Source organism: uncultured Aquimarina sp. (genome assembly GCF_947500065.1).
GTDB lineage: Bacteria > Bacteroidota > Bacteroidia > Flavobacteriales > Flavobacteriaceae > Aquimarina.
Genome location: NZ_CANMQT010000003.1, coordinates 192,376 through 216,042 on the forward strand (window position 1 = coordinate 192,376; position 23,667 = coordinate 216,042).

Genomic DNA, 23,667 nt, shown 5'->3' on the forward strand with positions numbered 1-23,667 from the left:
TAAGTAAAGAAGAAAATAGAAATTAAGTTTAGAGAATTCATTTAAGGCTTTTTTCAGAGCCATGGTTGATGGCAGTTATTCTGTTCCAAATAAATCTATGAAGATTGGAATTATATTATCACCACTAGTGGTTTGATCATGATCTCCATTTCCTTCGATTATAGTAATTTGTTTAGACTCCATAAATTCAATTTCTGATGCCGTAAGTCTACCAACAATTTCGTCCGTTTTTCCATAAACATATGTGATTTTGGATAAATCTTCAAAAACGTTAAAAAGCTGCGTATACCTATACATTGTAAATCCAGCAATTATTCTGGCAGAATTCCTTTCTATTACATCTTCATCTGGAGTTGGAGATACTACAGGGTTGATTCCATTTTCAAAAAATCCAAATCTTCCTTCACTAAGTCCTTCCCATATGACTTCATCAATATCTAATCTATTTGCTACAATTAGATATTTATCAGCGACATCTATTCCTTTTTTTGCGATTAGTCCTTGTGTCACTAATCCTCCAAATGAACTTCCAAAAACATAAACGGTTCTACCGTCATCTTTGAAATACTTAATAACTTTATACAGCATTTCGATACTTTCAGTATTAAAATTAATAGCCTGATCTAATGTTATATCATTGTTGTCTAATATGCTTGGATTTAAGGTTTGTGCCTGGTGTACATTTACTGCTAAAAATCCTGTAGATCCCAAGATTTGTATGATTGCTTCAACATCATCTCTATGAAGTTCATCGTCCGCACCGGATTGTGCATTGACTATTACTATAGGTGCATTTTCATCTCCTTCGAAAACAATTAAATCTTTAATTTCCTGAGATATTCCAAGATCTGGTTCTACAATAGGAGGTTTCTCATCATCATTAGCACAAGAGAATATAAAGATTGTTACATATAGAACTAGAATTAAATTAGTTTTTTTGATCATCCTTGTTGCTTTTTGAAGTAAAAGAACAGAAAAAGACCGTTTAAAAAATAATAATTTGATAAGCGTAGAATATTTATTGATGAACGTTGCATGACATTTTAATACAAATAAATTATGCTTTACTTTGCTCAAAACAATTAAATGAATTTATTCAAAACAATAAGAATTGTAGGAGTACACCTATTGATCTGGTTATTGAATTATTGGTTTATTGCTATTGGATCGGATTTTAATTGGAATGGTTTTACTTATACTTCTGGTAGTCTAAGGTATGCCTATGCTTATGGTCTTTTTTTTAATGCCGCCTTATTTTATATGCAAGTATTTTGGTTAGTTCCGAAGATTTATATGCATAATGAAAAGGTGAAATTTTATTTGTTTTCTATTGTTGTAATACTAGTGATTTCTATTATTGAAACTTACTTTGATCAATTACTTTATGGTTTTTATAAAATAGAAACAGAAGATTTGCTAGGAGGTTTTATAACTAACGCTATATTTCACATAGTATATAGTATGGCTGGTTTTTACTTTCTTTTTAAATTAGAACACAAAAAATCTGAAAAAATAAAGCAACAACTTTTAGAAGAAAGTTACAAAACAGAATTAAAATACTTGAAAGCACAATTGAACCCTCATTTTCTATTTAATGGTATCAATAGTGTCTACCATTTAATTGGTAAAAATAATGACTTAGCTAAAGATACTTTACTCCAATTTTCAGAGCTACTACGTTATCAATTATATGAAAGTGGAACTACCATTTTGTTAGAAAAAGAACTTGATTATGTATCACAATATATCAAAATCGAAGAAACCAGAAGAGGGTCTGATATCCAACTAGAGTATACTATAGATTTTGAAAATTCCACCAGAAGAATAGCTCCTTTATTATTAATTCCATTTATAGAAAATGCATTTAAACATTGTAGTAATCATAACGATAGTGTTATGAATACGATTTATATAAAAATTATAGAAAAAGGAGGTACGCTAACATTACATATTACGAATAGTTTTGATAATTTAATTTCTGAAAAACCCATAGGTGGAATTGGATTAAATAATGTAAAAAGACGAATGGCATTATTATATCCAGATAAATACCAATTAGATATTAGAAAGGAAAAAAACAATTTTGTTGTTGATTTGACCATTATGCTATAAGAAACAAAAAATGAAAAGAATTAACTGTTTAATTATTGATGACGAACCGATAGCTCGAGAAGCTATCGCTGAGTATTGTACAGCGTTTTCATTTTTAAATATTGTTGCACTGTGCAAAAATGCTTTGCAAGCAAATCAATATCTACAAACACATCAAATTGATTTAATTTTTTTAGATATCAATATGCCTTTATTATCCGGAATAGATTGGCTAAAAGACATAAAAGATTCTCCATTAATAATTATGACAACCGCTTATTCTGAATATGCCTTAGAAAGTTTTTCATATGATGTAATAGATTATTTAGTAAAGCCCATTTCATTTGAACGTTTTCTGCAATCAATTAATAAAGTCAATAGGTATTGTGAAAACGAAACTTCAAAAGAGGTGCTATTTATTAAAAGTGAGAAACAGCTTAAAAAGGTTAATATAGATAATATATTGTTTGTGGAAGCAATGCAGAATTATATTAAAATCGTAACATCCGAACAATCCATAACCGTTCATATGTCTTTAAAGACGATTAAAGAATTATTACCAGATTATTTTATACAAACTCATAAGTCTTATGTAGTATCAAAATATAAAGTAGATGAAATTGTAGGGAATCAAGTTATTATTAAGGATTATAAAATCCCTATCAGTGTCCGTTTAAAAAAAGAAGTATTAGGTAGTTTTTAATCATATTATTTTATTTGTATCTGCAACTATCTGTGAGTTTATTCTGTAAACACACCATCTCAATATTTATATCCTAAATTCATCAAGTTTTTAACTCAGACTTTTTTTATTTTTTCAAAATTTCTTTAAAAATGTAATGATTTGCTTCTATAAATAAATATAGAAGCATATTACCTTAAGTATCTACACAACTGGTTCTATAGTGTATACGTACCCTTCATAAACCTGTTACATCAAGAAAAAATACAGCTAAAGAATAAATATCACAATTCAAAAGCCTTTTACGATGATTGAAGCTAAAGTTGTTTCATTTTCATTCTAGTAATCGAATATTTGATCATCGATTAATCAAAATCTAACTTTTTCTAAATAACTAAAATATGACTCCAGCAGCAATTTTTTCCATAGCAGGTATGATCACTATGCCTATGTGGATACTAATGATTTTTTTTCCAAAATGGAAAGTAACCAAATTCTTGATTGATTTTAAAGTAATCCCTTTAGTACTGTCATTACTATATGTGATTCATATTTTTCAAGCTATACAAATAGGAGGGATGATGGATTTTGGAAGCCTAACATCTGTTATGGCATTGTTTACAGAAGAAAATGCCGCTTTGGCTGGCTGGATACACTATCTCGCTTTTGACCTTATCGTAGGTATGTGGATGCTAGATCAAAATAAGAAACTTGAGCTTCATCAATTAATAATGGCTCCTTGTTTGTTCGCAACATTTATGTTCGGTCCTCTTGGTTTTTTGCTTTTTAAGATTATTAAAACTATTAAACAAAAACAGTCATGAAATATATAAAACAAATACTCACCAAAGTAAGGAATCAAAGTCCTATACTTTATGGAATTGTAATGCTCCATTTAACAATAGCAATTGGTTGCATCATAGGTTTGTTTATTGATGATAGGACCGTGTTGGGAGTCAATACATGGATTAAACCATTAAAATTTTCAATTTCCATTGCCATCTATATTTTTACTGTAGGATACCTTATTTCTTTATACCCTTATTCTAATAGAAAGAAAAATATTCTTAGCACTATTGTTTCGTGGACATTGCTTATAGAAATGCTTATTATAGGGTATCAGGCATCACAAGGCGTTCAATCTCATTATAATGAATCAAATGTATTAAGTGCTTTACTTTTTTTAGGAATGGGCATTATGATAGCGATAAACGTTTTAATAATGATTTTGTTTATATTCGATACGATTAGACTAAAATTAAACACTACAAAATCCATTCAATGGGCGATATTAATAGGATGGATAGTGATAGTTGTTGGTAGCTGGATAGGTGGACAAATGATAAATCAATTATCTCATAGCGTTGGAGTAGTAGACGGAGGAACCGGATTACCATTAGTTAATTGGAGTACCGTTGGAGGAGATTTGAGAATAGCACATTTTTTTGGATTGCATGGTATACAAATAATACCGTTATTCGCATTATGGGTGTCCAAAAAATGGAAAATAACTAATAGAAAGCAAATTATTGCAGTAACTATCTTTGGGCTATCGTATGCCTCATGGATTGGATTTGTATTCTATCAAGCTAAACAAGGAATTCCATTAATAAGCTTATAAATCATGATGTTATTTAATAAAAAGAAACGCATACAATACTTAGGATTTAATGATGTTTGGTTTTCTGTCATTGGTATTCTAATTTTAAGTGTTATTACAAATTTCCTTTTTAATGATACTACAGGAGAACAACCTTTTGGAATACTATTTATAAGTTGGAGTGCTTCGCTATTCTTTACAATTTGTGATTGGTTTATTTTACGAGTTATTTTGATTTCATTACGAAAAAAATATCCTGATTTCCGAGATGATATAAAACGTATTGTAATCATTCTTGTAGCTATAATTAGTACTGTAATAATCGTAGATTTCGTTGGTGGAAATTTATTACCTATCATTTTTAATTTATTTGGTTTAAATGCTAGTCATACAGTACAATTAAAGGTACTTATACCAATTATATTAATAATCATTATGACAATGGCAATATATGAGGCGATTTATTATTATGTACGACTTAAAAAATCAATTCGGGAAGAAGAACAAGCTAAACAAGTGATGATTGAAGCACAATTAGATACGCTAAGAAATCAAGCACAACCACATTTTTTATTCAATAGCCTGAATACATTACGTGATATTATTGATCAAGATTCTAAAGAAGATGCAAAAGGATTTGTTGATAACCTATCTGATGTGTATCGTTTTATATTAGAATCAGCAAATACTAATTTAATAACGTTAACTGAGGAGTTAAAATTTACGAGAGCCTATATTCATATCCAATCAGAAAGATTTGGTGATAACCTGAAATTGAATTGGAATATTCCAGATAATAAATTAATGGCTATGATAGTTCCTATGAGTTTACAGCTTTTAATAGAGAATGCTATAAAGCACAATATAGTTTCTAAAGCAAAACCATTAATTATAAAAGTTGAAATAAATGATAACTGCCTAGTAGTTAGTAATAAAATTCAAGCTAAATCAACTCAAATATCATCAACAAAAATTGGATTAAAGAATATTCAAAAACGATACGCATTGATTTCAAGTGAATCACCCGATATCATAAATGATGGAAATCAATTTATCGTTTCTCTTCCTTTATTAAAATTATCCGATCAAAAGAAATACTATGAAAATACTAATCATTGAAGATGAACCTCGAGCGGCTAATCAATTACAAAATTTAATACATAAAAGTGCAGTAGATTTTGAATTATTGGAGGTTATTGATTCGGTCGAAGATGCTGTACTATGGTTTAGAAATAATACAACACCTGATTTAGTATTTATGGATATTCAATTAGCAGATGGCTTAAGTTTTGAGATTTTTCAGAAAATAGAGGTAGTGGCTCCAATTATTTTCACAACAGCTTTTGATCAATATGCTATTCAAGCGTTCAAAGTAAATAGTATAGATTATCTATTAAAACCTATTCAGCAGAATGAATTGAATGCGGCATTAAACAAGTTCATGAAATCTAATACACCATCTACGATAATTGAACCTGTAATTCTAAAAGAGCTTCTAAACAGTATGCAAACCCCTCAACAACGATCAGGTATACTTGTTAAAGATGGAAGTGGATTTGTTCAAATTAGAACTTCAGAACTCTTATACATATATTCTCAAGAGAGTATCACTTTTGGTGTAACACATAGTAAACGATATATTATTGATGAAACTATGGATCAATTATTTGATTCATTAGATGATACTAAATTTTATAGAATTAATAGAGGGCAGATTATCTCTAAAATGTCAATCCAGAAAATAGATCCTTATTTCAACCACCGCGTAAAATTATCTATTTCAAATCCTCGGGATCAAGAATTCATTGTTAGTAGACAAAAGACCAGTGATTTTAAAGAATGGATGAACAAATAATGTTCCTGTGATGTTTCAAGTACTAAATACAACACTTCAACAAAAAGTACTATTCTTCGCGCTATAATAAGACAATCTTTGTGATATAATAATAACCTTAAAAATTATATCATGAAATTAAAACTTATAACAATAATGCTTGTGCTAACAACTGGAATACTTTGCGCACAATCAGATAAAAACACAAATTCTCACCAAGAAATAGCACAGAAAACTAATGAGATTTATGATGATCTAGTAAAGATTAGAAGGGATTTACACATGAATCCAGAAATATCTAAACAAGAAAAAAGAACTTCAGAAATCGTTGCTGAATATTTAAGAAATTTAGGATTAGAAGTAAAAACGAATGTTGGAGGATATGGAGTAGTGGGAATCCTAAAAGGTGGTAAAAAAGGCCGAAAAATAGCATGGAGAGCAGATATGGATGCTATAAAAACAGACGAAGCAGATGTTGTAGATTTTAAATCTAAGAATGAAGGAATACGACATATCTGTGGTCATGATGTACATACCACAATAGCTTTAGGGATAGCGAATGTTTTATCGCAACAAAAAGAAGATCTAGAAGGCACCGTTTATTTCATTTTTCAACCCGCTGAAGAAACCTTTACGGGTGCAAAAGATATGATTGAAGACGGTCTTTTTGATATTATTAAGCCAGATGAAGTTTATGGACTACATATTGGTCCAGAAGCATCAGGAGTTATTAATGTGAAGGCTAATGAGTTATTTGCGTACATAAAAACACTCAAGGTGAAATTCAAACCTAGCGCCAATGAAAAAGAGTTAGAAAACTTTATGAATACTATATTGAAAGGTTATGGTCGTAATATTGAACAGAATGGTTCACCATGGGATATCATCAATAAGATTTCAGATCCAAAAATAGGGTTGGCAAACAAAGAAACAATTTTTAAGGATTACTTTATTTTTCAGGGAGCAAGACTTAATACAGATAATGGGGTTACTTTTTATAATGCTAGTTTTCTTGAAACTGATGTAAAAAAAGTGAATAGCACACCTCTTGAAATAAAAAAACAAATCCTCAATTCTAAATTTAAAGATGCTTTTATCTCCATTGAATATTCAAAGGATTATTCAGGAACTCCTATAAATGATCCTGAACTTACAACGATTAGTGCAAAGACACTTCGCAATACGTATAAGAAGGATATGGTGAAGCAATTGTATGGACAAACTCCTTATTTTGGCGAAGATTTTATATTCTATCAGCAAAAAGTACCAGGAGTTTTCTTTTTCTTAGGAGGATCTAACATTGAAAAAGGCATTGTTTCTATGCCACATACACCAAATTTTGCTATAGATGAAACAACCATAAAATTTGGTGTGCAATCGTTTGCTTCTTTAATCTTAGAAAGAACTAACAGTAAATAAAACAATCACTTTTTATTCATCAATATATTATCAAAACTTCTGAAATAAATTCAGGTCAAAAAACCGCATCATGAAAAAAATACTAATCATACTCAACCTATTTCTATTTTCTCAACTATGGTCTCAAGAAACTTTAACCACAGCTCAATGGCAAGAAGATCTTCGTTTTATTCAAAAAACCATACATAAAGATTATTCGTTTCTTTTTGTAAAAACAACAAAAGAAATTTTTGATACCGAAGCGGAAACATTATACAAAGACATTCCCAATTTACAAGAACATGAAATTATTGTTGGGATGTCTCGACTCATATCTTTATTCAAATACGGGCATACCTATGTTAGTTTTCATCAAAAGCCTTTTGAATTTTCACAATTACCTTTCAATTTATATCAGTATAGTGATGGAATTTATATTCAGGGAGCGCACAAGAACTACCCAGAAGCAGTTGGGGCAAAGGTCATAGCGATAGAAGGGAAACCAATTTCAGAGGTTCTAAAAGCAATTGAACCGACTGTAGAAGTAGAGAATTCACAATATTTTAAAGCATACGGAATTAATAATATACGATATCCTGAAGTATTACATGCTCAAAAAATCACAAAAACCCTTCAAAATAAGGTGGCACTTACGTTAGAGAAAGATGGAAAAGTATTTACACAATCTTTTACTGCATTGGCTAAAGGAGAACGTGTGCCTACACATCGAGGCTATGTTCATCAAAATGAAAATTGGTTAGATGCCAGAGATCAATCAACAACACCTTTATATTTACAGCAGCTAGATAAGGTGTACTTCTCTGAATACTTAGCCAAAGACAAGGCGATGTATGTTAGACATAGTAGAATTAGAGATGAAGCCGAAGAAAGTACCAAGGATTTTTACACCCGTGTTTTAAATGAAATAGAAACGAACGATACCGAGAAACTAATTATTGATTTGCGTTTAAATGGAGGTGGAAATAACTATTTAAATAAAGATGTTATAAAAGCTCTTATTAAAGCTGAAAAGGTAAATAAAATTGGAAAGCTATTTGTTATTATTGGAAAACGAACCTTTTCTGCTTGCCAAAACCTCGTTAATGAAATAGACAATTATACCAATGTTATTTTTGTGGGTGAGCCCACAGCAGAAAATATCAATTTTTGGGGTGATAACCGTCCTGTAACACTACCAAACAGTACTATTGATATCTCTTTGTCGTATTTATGGTGGCAAGATAAGCCGGCTTTAGAAAATGCAGATTGGATAGCCCCTAGTATTCCGGTTACTATGAGTTTTGATGAGTATGCAAACAATCAGGATCCTGTATTACAAGCAGCATTAACGTTTGATGTACCTGATTTTAAGCCTAAGCCAATGGATTATGTCGTAAGCTTGTATTTATCTGGGCAAACACAAAAGTTGGCTGAAGAACTTCCTAAAATGATTCAAGACCCACTGTATGCTTTTTATGATTTTGAGACAGGGCTAATTGCACTAGGAAACATTTTATTACAAAGTGGTCGTGTACCACAAATTCAGGCTTCCATTCAAGTATTTTCTATGATTTTAGAGTTATTTCCAAATTCAGCAAACGCTAATAAATATCTAGGAGAATCGTATATCGCAGCAGGAGACACTCAAAAAGCAAAAGAAGTACTCAAAAAGGCTATTTCTTTAGATACCGATGGAGCAATAGGTAAAGTTGCTAAAGAAATACTTAACGAGATTAATTGATGAAAAACAACATTAAGAAGACCTCTAAATATAACAAGTGTACAGAAATTATAATCTGTACACTTGTTATATTTTATATATGAATAAGTTACTCTATCGCAATAATATTCTTCTTAAACAATACAGTAGAAACCAAAGTCATTCCCAAACCAATGGCTAATAGAATTCCCATTTTAGGAAGCATGGCAATCAAAGGTAATTGTCTCCAAAAAATATCAAAGAAGCCTTCAATTCCCCAATAATTAACGCTAATAATCGCAATTTTTTGCATGAATGCTGGCATCATATTAATCGGAATCATACTACCTCCAATTGCAGACATCAGAATAATAATAATAGTACTCATTCCTTGTAATTGCTGACGTGTTTTTACGGTAGACACTAAGAAAACGCCAAAACTAGAAACTGCAAACGAGATGCATAAAATCAATAATATCAATGAGAATACATCCATAAAAATTGGTAATCCGAATGCTAACCAAGCAAAGACAAACATAGCGCTCAATTGTAAAATAGAAACCACCATGGCTGTTCCCATTTTTGCCAATAAAATGTACAATGGTTTTACAGGAGCAATTAATAGACGTTTTAAAGTACCTGCTTCTTTTTCATCTAACAATCCACCGCCAATTGCAGCAATACTAAACAACAACATCATGATTGCAGTTCCTCCTACAGCTTGTACCAAACCGGGATGTGCTTTGGTAGAGCTCTCTTTGATTAATGAAGTGGTTTTTAGTTTTATATTGTTAATCACATCTACTTTTCCTAAGTGATATTTGAACCCTTCTTTTAGAACTGAATGTATAATTCGCATCTGAAAATCTCTTGCTGCGTCGTATTTTAATTCTATAGGCAAATCTGTATCAGCAGCGACAGCATCAGAAAATCCTTTTTCAAAAATTAAAGCGGCTATATTCTTCCCTTTTCTGACAAGGTCTACGGCTTTCTCTTCTTCAGAAGTAATCAACTGAATGGTTTTTATTGAATTTAATTTTGCAATTAATTCTTGAGAAGCTGTTGTCGCATCTTTATCCACAACCAAAACCTTTAAAGGTTTTGGGGGGCTTTTCTTTTTTCCAACACCACCAAAAGCAAATGCAAATAGCGTAATCATAATAATAGGTAATAAAAAAGTAACGAGGATCCCTTTTTTATCTGAGAAATATAATCTTAGATCTTTTCTTAAAATAGTAAATATCATACTAGTTATTTTATAATTGATGGATATGAGGTTTATTAATCTCTTAGTTGTTTTCCTGTCAGGTTTAAAAAGATCGCTTCTAGGTTTACTTTGTTAAGTTGTATGTCTTTGATACTTAATTGCAATTCATTACACGTTGTAATCACTTTAGAAAGCTCTTGCACCGTAGTTTCTACCAATAACTTGTTTTCGTTCTGCGCCACTGTATAAGGAAGTAATTCTCTTAGTTGATCTACATTACTTTCAGAAAGGAAATTAAATTCGAACTGAATGCTTTCTTTGGTCTGCACCAATTCTTTCAATTGAGATTGAGTTCCTTGTGCGATGATTTTGCCTGAGTCTATAATTGCAATACGATCGCATAAACGTTCTACTTCTTCCATGTAATGTGTAGTATAGACGATGGTCATTCCTTGCTTATTTAAGGTTTCGATTACTTCGAAAATGTGATTTCTACTTTGCGGATCGATTCCTACAGTTGGCTCGTCCATAAATAATATTTTCGGATGATGTAATAATGCCGCAGCAATATTGATTCTGCGTTTCATTCCTCCAGAATAGGTTTTAATCAAATCTTTTTTCCGATCTAACAAGCCAATCAATTCTAGGGTGGTATGGATTCTTTCTTTCAGTATTTTGGAAGGAATTCCATATAAATCTCCCCAAAACAACAAGTTCTGATATGCAGAAAGGTCTTCATATAAAGATATTTCTTGAGGTACAACACCAATCAAATGTTTGCATTCCTTTGAATTTTCTCTACTGTTTTTACCATCAATATGAATAGTTCCTGCATCACTTTTTAAAATAGTACTCATCATATTTAGTGTGGTAGATTTTCCAGCTCCATTGGGACCTAAGAGTCCGAAGATTTCTCCTTTTTTAATGGTAAAACTAATATCGTTTACTGCTTGTATGTTTTGAAATGATTTGGAAAGGTTTTGTACTTGAATCATAGATAGTTTGCTAATTGATTATTCAAATGTCGTCTAAGCATTTCGATCTATAGAATTGATTTTACTGAATTGTATTTTTTAAAGGATGAATTGTGTGTAGAATGATTTACTATATCTTTATTTTTAATAAATTTAGAAGAAATTAAAGTATTCAGAAAATCAAGTTGACCATAAAATACCAACCTCGATTTTGTTGAGAATTTAATAGTCTTTATATGACTAGAGATGTTATAGATATAAATGATTTCACCATTTTGGTTGAAGAAGCCCAAGTAAATAAGCCAACAATAGACTCCTGTTTTTTTGATGAGCCTATTATTGCTGTAGCGTTTTATGGATCCGGGAATGTCGATTTAACAGTTAAGTACATCGAAACAAAAAAAGAGTTTAATCACACTAAAGGATTAGCACTTTCATTTTATGCAGACGAAAAAGTAGAATTTATACATACAGTTTCTGCATTAAAACCATTACAATGTTTGGTAATAGCAACAACCGCAAAAACAATTGAAAAACTTCCAAATGAAGAAGGCGAGTTATTTAGTGAAATGCTCAACCAATTAGTAAATCCATCAGACCATTACGTTGAAGGACCAAGCTTTATAATGACACCAGAAATGCAATCAATTGTAGATTCGCTCTTTAATATTCAATATACTGGAAAAACAAAAATGATGTTTTTTAGAAGCCAAATAACAACATTACTTTCACATTTTTTTGGTCAATTGGCATCTTTGAAAACTGAAAAAATAAATACTTCTGAACGTAAAAAATTGAATCATGCTAGGGATATCTTATTGGAAAATATTGATAATCCACCTTCTTTAAATGAAATTTCTAATCAAATAGGGCTGAATACCTTTAAATTAAAAAAAGAATTTAAAGCCTTCTTTGGCGTTCCTGTATTTAAATATCTTCAAAATGAACGTCTGACGTTAGCTCATAAAATGATTAGTAATCAAGAGTCTACTGTTCAAGAAGCAGCTTGGCACGTTGGTTACGACAGCTTGAGTTCTTTTTCTAATGCTTTCGAAAAAAAATTTGGTTATCGCCCAAGTCAGATTAAGTAGTATCGTTTCTATTTTTAAATGAATATAACATTTTTAATAGAGAATTGTGTCCGCTCCTTTTCGAACAAATCTTTATCCTTTTACAACAAATCAAACATATACCTTCACAGTAGTTTTGTATCATAATTTAAAATTAATTAGATATGAAACTTACATACGCAATTTTATTAGGCATCGCCATTTGGATTATCGGCATACTATTTTATTCAATTTCTTATTCAGTATTCATTTTAGAAAACCCAGATATACAAGCAAACATCGTGTTATTTGTAGTAGTGATGCCATTAGTTTGGTTTGGCTGTCATTTCTATTATAAAAAAGATAATAAAACTCACGGATTAAAAGTTGGTCAGACACTATTGTTAACAGCGGTTGCCTTAGATGCATTAATTACAGTTCCATTTTTTGTGATTCCGAATGGAGGAAACCATTATAGCTTTTTTACCTCTTTAGGTTTCTGGATTATAGCTTTCGAGTTTTTAGTAGTAGCTGCACTTTATTGGTCTGCACGGGTATATTCTAAAAACGCAACAGTAAAACTATAAATTATGGATTTTACTTTTCAGAACATCTCAATTATTGCGTGTACACTTTTAACAGGATTATCAGCAGGTTTATGTTTTACCTGGTCTAACACGATTACAATTGGAATCGGAAATTTAGAAAACTATGGGTATTTGAGTGCTTTTCAACAAATGAATAGAACCATATTGAACCTCACTTTTTTTAGTGTCTTTTTTGGTCCTTTCTTTCTTGGACTAATCAATTTGTATGTTTTTAAGAATGCTTCAAATTCATTAGTCTGGGCATTACTTTTAGCAACGATAATTTACTTTTTTGGAGTAGTGTTAGTAACCATTTTTGGAAATGTGCCACTGAATGAAATCCTGGATGAAACGGATTTAATTTCGACAAGTGCCGAAGACTTAAAAACGTTGAGAAATACTTTTGAAGTTAAGTGGAATCGCTTGCACTTGATTAGAACTATAAGTTCAACTAGTTCTTTTCTATTACTATTATTGGCACTATTGGCAAGAAAATGAAGACAATATAAGCAAGGTGTAAAACACTAAAAAAAAGTTCAATGATGTTTTTAAAGCAAAATACTATTGAACAAAAATTAATAATAATAAATTAAGATGAAAAATCAAGACAACATTTTAGTAATTGGCGGAACTGGAAAAACAGGACGTAAAGTAGCCAACAAGTTAATAGATTTAGGACATAAGGTTAGAATTGGTTCACGTTCTACAATGCCAGCATTCGATTGGGATAATTCAGAAACCTGGACTGAAGCATTACAAGGTATGGACAAAGTGTATATTACTTTTCAACCAGATTTAGCAGTTCCTGGAGCTTTAGAAGCTATAGAAAAGTTGACGAAAAAGGCAAAACAAAGTAATGTAAAAAAGCTAGTGTTATTATCTGGAAAAGGAGAAAGAGAAGCAGAACTTTGTGAGCAAGTCGTTATTCACTCCGGAATGGATTATACGATCGTTCGTGCTAGTTGGTTTAATCAAAACTTTAGTGAAAGCTTCTTTTTAGAGCCTATTTTAGAAGGATTTGTAGCTTTACCACAAGCAGACGTTAAGATACCTTTTGTGGATACAGATGATATTGCAGATGTTGCCGTCGAAGCATTGTTAAATGAAAAACATAATGGAAACATTTATCAACTTACAGGGCCAAGATTACTTACCTTTAGGGAAGTAGTTGCAGAAATTTCTGAAGCTATTGAAAAACAGATAACGTTTACATCAATTTCTCTTGCAGCTTATGTAAAAGCAATGAAAGATCAAGGAGTTCCAGAAAATTTTGTGTGGTTAGTAGAGTATTTATTCTCAGAAGTTTTGGGTAATCCTATTATTTCTGAAATCACAAACGATATAGAAAAGGTATTGGGAAGGAAGCCTAAAGATTTTTTAGACTATGTTAGGGAAACTGCGGTAACTGGAGTTTGGAATGTAAAAACAGAAATACTTAAAACGGAATAAACTATGCCACATTTTGTAATTGATTGTTCAGAAAATATAACAACCTTAAAATCACCAAACGAGATTATGCAGAAAGTATATGATTCAGCAGAAGCAACAGGACTATTTGCAAAAGGTGATATTAAGGTCAGGATAAATCCATTTAAATACTATAACAATGGAAGCCCTGATAAAGATTTTATTCACATTTTTGGAAACATAATGGAAGGAAGAAATAGTATACAAAAGAATATGCTTTCTAAACGGATTATTTCGGAACTGAAATTAATGTTTCCAGAGGTTTCAATTATTTCAATTAATATTAGAGATTTTGATAAAGCAGGGTATCGAAACCGCTTGATGGATTAAATATTAAATCAATTTTAATTATAACATCAATAGTTTGAAGAATAAAACTATAATAATAGTGATTAGTCCAAGAAGCATTTTTTTTCGCAAAACAATAAAGTGGTTGGTATGAGTAATTTTATACTTTGATAACCACTTTTGAAATGAAAAACAAAAAAAAATATTTTCAAAAAAAAAGTAAAAAAATTTTTTGATATTAGTTTTTTATTAAATTTGAAAATAAACAATAATGAGTCCATTAAGGACGCATTGCCTACATAAATGGAAACGTTTTTCAGATTCGGGCTTAGGAGCATAAAGAAGTCTACTCCAAAAGCTGCCTCAGGGATGGGGAACCGAATTCTCAGGCTGACTTCCGAAAAATATGCTACTGCACTAAAATCTTTAGAGCGAATAAAATTCGTTCCCTATACTATTTCCATTATTCGGGTATGAGATAATTAAAATAAATGGTGTTGCCATTTATTTTATCATTTTCTATTTTTTTAAATCTCGTATAATGGAATAATCCATACGGTTTTCGGCCTTTTTTAGTCTGTGTTCCCAATGGTGAATTTCATCTGCAAATCAAAAACAAAACAGATGAAAACAAAATATATAGATCTTATCGATCAAACCTTTCATTTTCCTCAGGAAGAATTTAAATTGGAAGATAACCAATTACAGTTTCATGATATCAACCTTATGGAGTTGATTGCTCAATATGGAGCACCTTTAAAATTCACATATCTCCCTAAAATATCCGAAAATATTAACCGAGCAAAAGGTTGGTTTGAAAATGCAATAAAGGATAATAATTATGCTGGTAATTATAACTATTGTTATTGTACAAAAAGCTCGCATTTTCAACATGTATTGAACGAAGCCTTAAAAAATGATATTCATATAGAAACTTCTTCAGCTTTTGATATTGATATCGTTGAAAACTTAAAGGCGCAAGGTAAAATCAATGACGATACTTATGTTATTAGCAATGGTTTTAAACGTGATCAATACATACAAAATATCGCGCGATTTATGAATAATGGACATCGTAACTGCATTCCAATAATTGATAATTATGAAGAATTAGATCTGTTAAGTGATGTTATTAATAAAGATTTTCAGGTTGGTATCCGTATTGCCGCGGAAGAAGAACCAAAGTTTGAATTTTATACTTCTAGATTAGGAATTGGGTATAAAAATATTGTGTCTTTTTATAACAATCAAATTAAGAACAATCCAAAAGTGAAACTTAAAATGCTTCACTTCTTTATTAACACGGGTATTCGTGATACTGCCTATTATTGGAATGAGCTCTTAAAATGCTTAAAAGTGTATATCAACCTCAAGAAAATATGCCCATCCTTAGATAGTTTAAATATAGGAGGTGGTTTTCCAATAAAAAATTCTTTGGCATTCGATTATGATTATCAGTATATGATTAATGAAATTGTAAATCAAATCCAAATTGCATGCGAAGAAGCACGAGTAGATGTTCCGAATATCTTTACAGAATTTGGAAGTTTTACCGTTGGTGAAAGTGGCGGTGCTATTTACGAGGTACTATATCAAAAACAACAAAACGATCGTGAAAAATGGAATATGATCAATTCTTCTTTCATTACAACAATGCCAGACACTTGGGCAATAAATAAGCGTTTTGTGATGCTTCCTATTAATAGATGGCAAGAAGAATATGAACGCGTGTTACTTGGTGGGTTAACCTGTGATAGTGATGATTACTATAACTCTGAGCAACATATGAACGCTATATATCTACCTAAATATAAAAAAGAAAAACCATTATATATTGGTTTTTTCAATACAGGGGCATATCAAGAAACTATTGGTGGTTTTGGAGGATTACAACATTGTCTTATTCCACAACCTAAACATATTTTGATAAACCATGACAAGAATGGAAATCTAACTACAGAAGTTTTTGCTGCACAACAAACCTCAGAGCAGTTATTATCTATTCTTGGATATCAAAAAACATCCAAAGAAGATGTTTTAGAATATTCGCAAAAAGAAATAATTATCAATTCTAATTAAGCAAAATCATTAAATCCAAATATTTTTACAATGGAAATTAAGAAAACATATGCTGGTATTCCAAAAGAATATGCTGGCTATGATACGTCAAAAGTAGTATTAATCCCTGTTCCTTATGATGGTACTAGTACTTGGGGCAAAGGAGCAGATAAAGGCCCTGAAGCATTTTTACATGCTTCGGAAAATATGGAACTTTACGATATTGAAACGGATAGTGAAGTATACAAGCAGGGTATTTATCTCACAGATCCATTGGAAGAAAATAGTTCGCCGGATGCAATGGTTACGGCTGTACACAATACTGTGAAAACTAATATTAAACGTAACAAGTTTGTCACACTTTTTGGAGGAGAGCATTCTATTTCTATAGGAGCTATACGCGCTTTTGATGAATGTTTCAATGATTTAACAGTGGTACAAATAGATGCTCATGCTGATCTAAGAAAGGAATATGAAGGTTCTAAATACAATCATGCTTGTGCACTTTATGAGGCTAATGCGAATACCAATCTTATTCAAGTTGGGATTCGTAGTATGGATGCTTCAGAAAGATTAGTGATGAACAATGAAAATGTCTTTTTCGCTCACGAAATGGCTACGGATGATTACTGGATGGATAATGTTATCGAATTAATGACAGATAATGTCTATATCACTTTTGATCTAGATGCTTTAGACCCTTCAATTTTGCCTTCTACGGGTACTCCAGAACCAGGAGGGTTATTTTGGTATGAAACTCTTGAGTTTCTTAAGAAAATATTTAAAGAAAAAAATGTGGTTGGTTTCGATATTGTAGAATTATGTCCCAATAAAAATGATAAATCTTCAGATTTTACTGCTGCCAAATTATACTATAAAATGTTGAGTTACAAATTTGCAAAACAGGATGAGTTTGAGGAAAATGAAAACTTGTATAGCTATCAAAAAGAAAATAATATCAACAAATTAAAGTACGATAAAGATGAAAACTAAAGGGTCAATCTCACAATTTATAGAAAAGTATTATTTGCATTTTAATGCCGCTACAGTTGTTGATGCAGCCAAAGAATATGAATCTCAAATTAATAAAGGAGCTAAAATGTTAGTTTCTCTTGCAGGTGCTATGAGTACTGCAGAATTAGGAAAAATATTTGCAGAGATGATACGTCAAGACAAAGTGCATGTTATTTCTTGCACAGGAGCAAATCTTGAAGAAGATATTATGAATTTGGTAGCACATAGTCATTATAAACGTGTACCAAACTATCGTGACCTAACTCCACAACAAGAGTTTGATTTATTAGAACAAGGATTAAATCGTGTCACAGATACGTGTATTCCGGAAGAAGAAGCTTTTAGAAGACTACAACAACATATTTTTAAAATATGGAAAGATGCTGAAGAAAAAGAGGAGCGTTATTTTCCGCATGAGTTTATGTATAAAATGTTGTTGTCTGGTGTACTAGAGGAATACTATGAGATAGATATTGAAGACAGTTGGATGTATGCTGCTGCAAAAGCGAATATACCCATGGTAGTTCCTGGATGGGAAGATAGTACAATGGGTAATATTTTTGCTAGTTATGTTATGAAAGGTGAACTCCAAGCCAGTACAATGAAATCTGGTATTGAGTATATGACTTTTCTCGCAGATTGGTATACAGAAAATTCTAAAGATGGTATCGGGTTTTTCCAGATAGGTGGCGGTATTGCAGGAGATTTTCCTATTTGTGTAGTACCAATGTTATATCAAGATATGGAGCGAACGGATACTCCATTTTGGAATTATTTTTGTCAGATAAGTGACTCAACTACTAGTTATGGATCTTATAGTGGAGCAGTACCCAATGAAAAAATCACTTGGGGAAAGTTAGATATTGATACCCCAAAATTCATTATTGAATCAGATGCTACCATTGTAGCACCTTTAATATTTGCTTATCTCTTAAATATGTAAGGATATGAAAAGATCAAAAAACAATCATTTAAAAAAAGTTATTGTTGACTTCAAAAAGTTAACTAATAATATTTTAGATTTACTGGTAACGAAATACCCCGATGGATATGATGATAAGGATATCATTACGTTTAGAAACGCGCAAAACGAAATCGTAGAATGTGTAGAAGTAAAAACTGAGGATACTTTATATCTAGTTAAAGTAAGTAAACGACTAATTAGTGCGATGGAAGATCATGATGATGAGTATGATGAGAAGAAAACTGAGTTCCCAGAACAATTAGATACTGAAGAAGATTAATATAGCGGGTCAGCTAAGTCATATAAGCTCGCTAATAACTCTAAAGGTTCTTTTTTATAAGATTATAGCTAAATTCAATAAGTCATAGATCTTCGTTTGGAACGTATAAAGGTGCTTTTCAATTAAAACGTGAAGAAAATAGAGATATTAGAACCACTTCGCTTTTATGTCTTTGTATTTAGTTCTTCCTATAGGTATAAGTTGCCCATTTTTTAGCTCGGCCATATACTTGCTTCCAGATTCTACAATAATTTCCTTTATCTCTGATATCTTCACTAAGTATGATTTATGGATTCGTTCAAAAGAATATGATAATAATTGTTCTAGCTTTTCTAGTGATTTATCATGTAGTTCTTTTTTTCCATCAGCCAAAAAGAGTTCGGTATAAACACCAGCTCCTTTTATATAAAGTAAATCCTCAATTGGAATTAGTTGTATCCTGCCTCTTCTTTTTACAGCCAAAAATTTAATCTCATTCGTTTTTGTTTTTTCTTTTGTAATGCTCCGGTTTAAGGCTTGCTCCAACCTATCTCTGTTAAAAGGTTTAGGTACAAAATCCAACACCCCATATTCAAAAGCAGCAATTGCCTGATCTTTATAGGCGGAAATTACTATGGTGTGAAAAGATTCAGAAACTGCTGTTTTTAATAGGTCAAAACCATTATCACCGTTAAGGTTTAAATCCAGGAGAACGAGATCTAATGAGCTATTTTCAATAAACCTCAATGCCTCATGGAGCGTGTTAATGTGTTTTAGCGATTGTAAGGCATCGCCAAAAATATCACGAGTCATTCGTTCGATTCTTTTTGCGATTCTTGATTCATCTTCAACGATTAAAATGTTCATCTACTTAGGAATATATTTTTAAGGTATTTTTCCAACCGTGATTTGTTGGTTCGGAGGTGAAATCCCAGTTCGAATGGTAACTTTCTGTAAGTCGAGCCTTTATGTATTTCAGTCCAGTACCTTCTTTATTGTTCGTTGATCGCCTCACGTTAGCAGCAAACGTCAAAAAAATATAACATTTATAATGACTATTCGATTCGAAAATAAGTTTAAATTTAATACTATTATCTTCCAGAGGCAAACTATGCGTAATTCCGTTTTCCAAGAGTGTGTGAAGAATAGCAGGAGGTACTTTTTGATCAAGGTCGATGCCTTCTTCTTCCAAAGAATAATTTATTTCTTTCCGGTACTCCATAATCTCAAGATGTGTTCGGCAAAGCGCTATTTCTTGCGAAATAGGGATCAGTTTTTGATTTTCTATCTGATTAAAGAGATCAAATTCTTTGGCTAACGCTTCTATAAACAAAACTCCTTTCTTAGGTGATTCTTCCACCCAATCTATCAATGAGGTCAAGGTGTTCATTAGAAAATGAGGTTGAATATTCTTTTTAAGTAATTCCAGACGAAGCCGTGTCGATTGAATGAGGGAGTTTTCATAAGCCAACCGTTGCTCTTTGATTCTCAGAGAGAGTAAATAAAACATACCAAGGAGGATAAGGCTGAAGCCTGCGAATAGGCTTTTGTTAAAGGGAGTGACAAAACCTATTGGCACGGATAGTAGGAGGGTTAATAATACGAGACGAGCACCCTTCATCTTTTTATAAACCCCAAACATCACAATCCCAAATGAAAATAACCACATGCTTAAGGCCATATTATTGGCTGTCAATTCGAAGACATGTCTTGATAGGAAAAAGAACAATAGAATTCCTGCATAAATAATTAAAAACAATTTTCGTTTGGGGAAAGGAAACTGCATGGAAAAATAGAACGGAATCAAAAAAGAAATACCGAGCATTAGAATGCCTATAATTTGTAAACGTACCACGTGTAGACTGTAATGAATAACCACATAAGCTTTCATGAACTCGGCCAATATCAATGTGAAAAAGAGAAAACAGCTAATACTGAAAATTAATGTGGCATATTCCTTTTTATTACTTAGAAAAAGAAATAGAAAATAGAAAGAGGCGATAAGAAAGGCTCCTGCAAAGAGATGCATATAAGAAGATTCAATGAGTCGATCATTTAATAGATCGTCGTAATAGTCCATCTTTAATTCCCATATTCCTAAATGATCCGGGAAATAATAAAGACTTGAACGTATGGCCAATAGATGTTCGCCTTTTCCTGTTAGATGAGTAGGAATGCTAAAGGTAGCCCACATTTTACCTTCTGGGGGTAATACCGCTTCCTGACCTGGATTCCCATTTTTTCCAATCAATACCCCATCCCAAAAAACCTCATATTCTCCATAAACATCCAGTTGGATTCCATAAGGTTGTAATGAATCAGGTGCCTTCAAAATATCAATTCGAGTCCGGAACCAGTAAATCTGACCATCCGGCACTAATCTTATGCGTTTTTTCCAACCCTGATCATTCCAATTTTTAGCAGCCCATTCTTGTTGATCTCCGATCTGAAATACAGTTTCGTATTCCTTGTGAACAGGATTTTGAGAACAAGCTGTCACAAGTAGTAAGGTGGATACTAAAAGAAAATAGAGTAGAGGTCTCAAATTCATTTGATAAGGTTTACTGATGCAAGCTAATCATTATAAATAGCTTCTTGGAGCAGTTCATTTATACATAGAGCAGTTGACAAAATTTACATTGAATTCATGGAAGAAAAATACAACTTTTGTATGATAAAGAACTATGAAAAATACATTGACATCGACAAAAGGGACTATTTCAAATAATTTTGAATACTGATAATCACAAAAAAAAAGACTTAACCTGAAGAAACACTCTAAACATACAAAAGGAAGAAAATATGAAATATGTGAAAATCTTATCCATTTTTTTGATTTTACTATCTGTGAATGCTTATTGCCAGAATAGTGAAAAATCTAAATCAACGTCTTATACAATTGGGTATGCATCCATTGAATCAGGTAATGTAGAAATTTATCAAAGAAATATTGAAGGTACATCAAATATTAAAAGTACAAATGAGAAAGGTGGTTACTTAGCTTGGTCTCCTGATGGAAAACATTTTGCTTTTTATCACAAATATGATGAAAAAAAAACGTGGTCTATACATACAATGAATAGTGATGGCACGAATAGGAAGAGATTAACTCATGAAAAAAACAAATGGGATAATTCACCAGCATGGTCACCTGATGGAAGAAAAATTGTTTTTTCAAGAGCATATAAGGATACGGATAAAAATTGGCAGAAAGAACTTTGGATTATGAATTCTGATGGTAGTGAACAGGCTCAAATAGAATCATTAAATGGTGGTGGCCCTTATTTTACATCAGATGGTAGGATAGTCTATCACTCAGAATTCAAAGATAAAAAAAATGAAATAAGCATAGCAGATATTGATGGTAACAACATCATTCACTTGACAGATAATGAATCTGAAGATTGGCATCCAGAGGTTTCACCAGATGGCAAGCAAATCGCTTTTATGTCTGACAGAGATGGAAATCATGAAATTTATGTAATGAATATAGATGGTTCTAATCAAAAACGATTAACGAATAATGATGTTGATGATTGGTATCCATCATGGTCTCCTGATAGTTCTAAACTAATTTTTTCATCACTTAGGGATGGAGAAAAAGGTATTTATATTATGAACAAGGATGGTGATGAAATAAGAAAAATTATATCAAATGCTACAAGTCCGGCATGGTTAAAAATCCATCAAAGTAATAGCCAAGATAAATTACCAGTCCTCGAAGGTCCTTATCTCGGGCAAAAACCACCAGGTTTAATTCCAGAAGTTTTTGCGCCCAGTGGACTTTCTACAGAGCATCGTGACGGTAACGGTTTCTTCACACCTGATATGAATGAATTCTACTTTACAAGGAGAAGCTTCAAAGACGGAAAATGGTCATTAGTTGTCTTTAAATCCGAGAACAATCGGTGGCGCGAGTCTGTGATGGGACCTAGGGTGGGTAGACCCATTATTACTCCGGACGGTAGGACTATGCATTTGGGCAAGCATTATATGGAACGTACCGAAACGGGATGGTCGGAAGTAAAAAGTCTTGGGCCCATGTTCGACCGAGAAGACTGGGGCATCATGCGCTTGTCTGCATCCGCCAAAGGAACCTATGTTTTTGACGATGCTAAAAATAATAATGTAATCCGCATATCAGCTATCAAAGACGGCAAGCGTGAAGAACCAAAACTACTCGGTAAGAAAATTAACACAGGTAAATGGACAGCCCACCCATTCATCGCCCCAGATGAATCCTATTTAATGTGGGATAGTGAGAGAGAAGGTGGGTATGGTGATTCTGATTTATACATTTCTTTTCGACAGAAAGATGGTTCATGGGGTGCTGCCATTAATTTGGGAGATACAATAAACACAAACGCTTGGGAAGGTGGAGCATACGTAACACCAGACGGAAAATATCTTTTCTTTAACCGATATATAAGCGAAGAAAATGCGGGTATGTATTGGGTTGACGCACAAATTATTGAGAGCCTTAGACCTCAATAACA

At 32.0% G+C, this 23,667-nt stretch carries 23 protein-coding genes; 18 read left to right on the forward strand and 5 right to left on the reverse strand.

The features are described from left to right. Positions 1–75: 75 nt before the first annotated feature. Complete coding sequence (locus tag Q0975_RS10965; RefSeq protein WP_299436445.1) at positions 76–945, reverse strand: hypothetical protein; 870 nt, start codon at positions 943–945, stop codon at positions 76–78. Positions 946–1,086: 141 nt separating this feature from the next. Between Q0975_RS10965 and Q0975_RS10970 the strand changes: the two genes are divergently transcribed. From Q0975_RS10970 to Q0975_RS11005, 8 genes are all read left to right on the forward strand, one after another. After that, on the forward strand, positions 1,087–2,112 hold the full coding sequence (locus Q0975_RS10970) for a histidine kinase (protein WP_299436448.1): 1,026 nt from the start codon (positions 1,087–1,089) through the stop codon (positions 2,110–2,112). Between the two features lie 10 nt (positions 2,113–2,122). Further along, positions 2,123–2,794 carry a LytTR family DNA-binding domain-containing protein gene (locus Q0975_RS10975; protein ID WP_299436451.1) on the forward strand — a complete coding sequence of 224 codons (672 nt, stop codon included), beginning with the start codon at positions 2,123–2,125 and terminating at the stop codon, positions 2,792–2,794. Between the two features lie 380 nt (positions 2,795–3,174). Continuing rightward, positions 3,175–3,597 carry an ABA4-like family protein gene (locus tag Q0975_RS10980; protein ID WP_299436454.1) on the forward strand — a complete coding sequence of 141 codons (423 nt, stop codon included), beginning with the start codon at positions 3,175–3,177 and terminating at the stop codon, positions 3,595–3,597. Continuing rightward, entirely contained in the window at positions 3,594–4,394 is an 801-nt protein-coding gene (locus Q0975_RS10985; protein WP_299436458.1) for a hypothetical protein, read from the forward strand. The genes Q0975_RS10980 and Q0975_RS10985 overlap by 4 nt, the downstream gene beginning before the upstream one ends. Before the next feature lie 3 nt (positions 4,395–4,397). Continuing rightward, positions 4,398–5,492 carry a histidine kinase gene (locus Q0975_RS10990; protein WP_299436462.1) on the forward strand — a complete coding sequence of 365 codons (1,095 nt, stop codon included), beginning with the start codon at positions 4,398–4,400 and terminating at the stop codon, positions 5,490–5,492. Beyond that, positions 5,473–6,228, forward strand: coding sequence for a LytTR family DNA-binding domain-containing protein (locus Q0975_RS10995; protein ID WP_299436465.1), 756 nt, complete (start codon positions 5,473–5,475; stop codon positions 6,226–6,228). Before Q0975_RS10990 ends, Q0975_RS10995 begins: the two co-directional genes overlap by 20 nt. 111 nt (positions 6,229–6,339) lie before the next feature. Continuing rightward, positions 6,340–7,626 carry a M20 family metallopeptidase gene (locus Q0975_RS11000; RefSeq protein ID WP_299436468.1) on the forward strand — a complete coding sequence of 429 codons (1,287 nt, stop codon included), beginning with the start codon at positions 6,340–6,342 and terminating at the stop codon, positions 7,624–7,626. Positions 7,627–7,696: 70 nt separating this feature from the next. After that, positions 7,697–9,346: a S41 family peptidase gene (locus tag Q0975_RS11005; RefSeq protein WP_299436471.1), complete on the forward strand. Its 1,650-nt coding sequence runs from the start codon at positions 7,697–7,699 to the stop codon at positions 9,344–9,346. 88 nt (positions 9,347–9,434) lie between these two features. Here Q0975_RS11005 and Q0975_RS11010 read toward each other — a convergent pair whose 3' ends face one another. Further along, positions 9,435–10,550: an ABC transporter permease gene (locus Q0975_RS11010; RefSeq protein WP_299436474.1), complete on the reverse strand. Its 1,116-nt coding sequence runs from the start codon at positions 10,548–10,550 to the stop codon at positions 9,435–9,437. 35 nt (positions 10,551–10,585) lie between these two features. Further along, positions 10,586–11,506 carry an ABC transporter ATP-binding protein gene (locus Q0975_RS11015; RefSeq protein ID WP_299436477.1) on the reverse strand — a complete coding sequence of 307 codons (921 nt, stop codon included), beginning with the start codon at positions 11,504–11,506 and terminating at the stop codon, positions 10,586–10,588. Positions 11,507–11,721: 215 nt separating this feature from the next. Between Q0975_RS11015 and Q0975_RS11020 the strand changes: the two genes are divergently transcribed. The 9 genes from Q0975_RS11020 to Q0975_RS11060 all read left to right on the forward strand — a co-directional run bounded on the left by Q0975_RS11020 (position 11,722) and on the right by Q0975_RS11060 (position 19,192). Beyond that, positions 11,722–12,576 carry an AraC family transcriptional regulator gene (locus tag Q0975_RS11020; protein ID WP_299436480.1) on the forward strand — a complete coding sequence of 285 codons (855 nt, stop codon included), beginning with the start codon at positions 11,722–11,724 and terminating at the stop codon, positions 12,574–12,576. Between the two features lie 143 nt (positions 12,577–12,719). Continuing rightward, entirely contained in the window at positions 12,720–13,121 is a 402-nt protein-coding gene (locus Q0975_RS11025; RefSeq protein WP_299436483.1) for a DUF5367 family protein, read from the forward strand. Positions 13,122–13,124: 3 nt separating this feature from the next. Further along, positions 13,125–13,619, forward strand: coding sequence for a DUF1772 domain-containing protein (locus Q0975_RS11030; RefSeq protein ID WP_299436486.1), 495 nt, complete (start codon positions 13,125–13,127; stop codon positions 13,617–13,619). Between the two features lie 96 nt (positions 13,620–13,715). Next, entirely contained in the window at positions 13,716–14,570 is an 855-nt protein-coding gene (locus tag Q0975_RS11035; protein WP_299436489.1) for an NAD(P)H-binding protein, read from the forward strand. Between the two features lie 3 nt (positions 14,571–14,573). After that, positions 14,574–14,918 (forward strand): 5-carboxymethyl-2-hydroxymuconate Delta-isomerase, encoded by a 345-nt coding sequence (locus Q0975_RS11040; RefSeq protein ID WP_299436492.1) that lies wholly within the window; start codon positions 14,574–14,576, stop codon positions 14,916–14,918. 582 nt (positions 14,919–15,500) lie between these two features. Further along, positions 15,501–16,955 carry an arginine decarboxylase gene (locus Q0975_RS11045; protein ID WP_299436495.1) on the forward strand — a complete coding sequence of 485 codons (1,455 nt, stop codon included), beginning with the start codon at positions 15,501–15,503 and terminating at the stop codon, positions 16,953–16,955. A 30-nt stretch (positions 16,956–16,985) separates the two neighbouring features. Then, positions 16,986–17,927 (forward strand): agmatinase, encoded by a 942-nt coding sequence (speB, locus tag Q0975_RS11050; RefSeq protein WP_299436498.1) that lies wholly within the window; start codon positions 16,986–16,988, stop codon positions 17,925–17,927. Then, complete coding sequence (locus Q0975_RS11055) at positions 17,917–18,891, forward strand: deoxyhypusine synthase family protein (protein WP_299436501.1); 975 nt, start codon at positions 17,917–17,919, stop codon at positions 18,889–18,891. The genes speB and Q0975_RS11055 overlap by 11 nt, the downstream gene beginning before the upstream one ends. 4 nt (positions 18,892–18,895) lie before the next feature. Then, on the forward strand, positions 18,896–19,192 hold the full coding sequence (locus tag Q0975_RS11060) for a hypothetical protein (RefSeq protein ID WP_299436504.1): 297 nt from the start codon (positions 18,896–18,898) through the stop codon (positions 19,190–19,192). Between the two features lie 147 nt (positions 19,193–19,339). On the opposite strand, the gene Q0975_RS11065 is transcribed toward Q0975_RS11060, so the two are convergent. Next, positions 19,340–20,038 (reverse strand): LytTR family DNA-binding domain-containing protein, encoded by a 699-nt coding sequence (locus tag Q0975_RS11065; protein WP_299436507.1) that lies wholly within the window; start codon positions 20,036–20,038, stop codon positions 19,340–19,342. Between the two features lie 4 nt (positions 20,039–20,042). Beyond that, positions 20,043–21,722 carry a histidine kinase gene (locus Q0975_RS11070; RefSeq protein ID WP_299436510.1) on the reverse strand — a complete coding sequence of 560 codons (1,680 nt, stop codon included), beginning with the start codon at positions 21,720–21,722 and terminating at the stop codon, positions 20,043–20,045. 251 nt (positions 21,723–21,973) lie between these two features. On the opposite strand from Q0975_RS11070, the gene Q0975_RS11075 reads away from it, so the two are divergent. After that, the gene (locus tag Q0975_RS11075; protein ID WP_299436513.1) at positions 21,974–23,665 is read left to right on the forward strand and encodes a DUF5050 domain-containing protein; all 1,692 of its coding nucleotides are present in this window, start codon (positions 21,974–21,976) and stop codon (positions 23,663–23,665) included. The last annotated feature ends 2 nt before the right edge of the window (positions 23,666–23,667 follow it).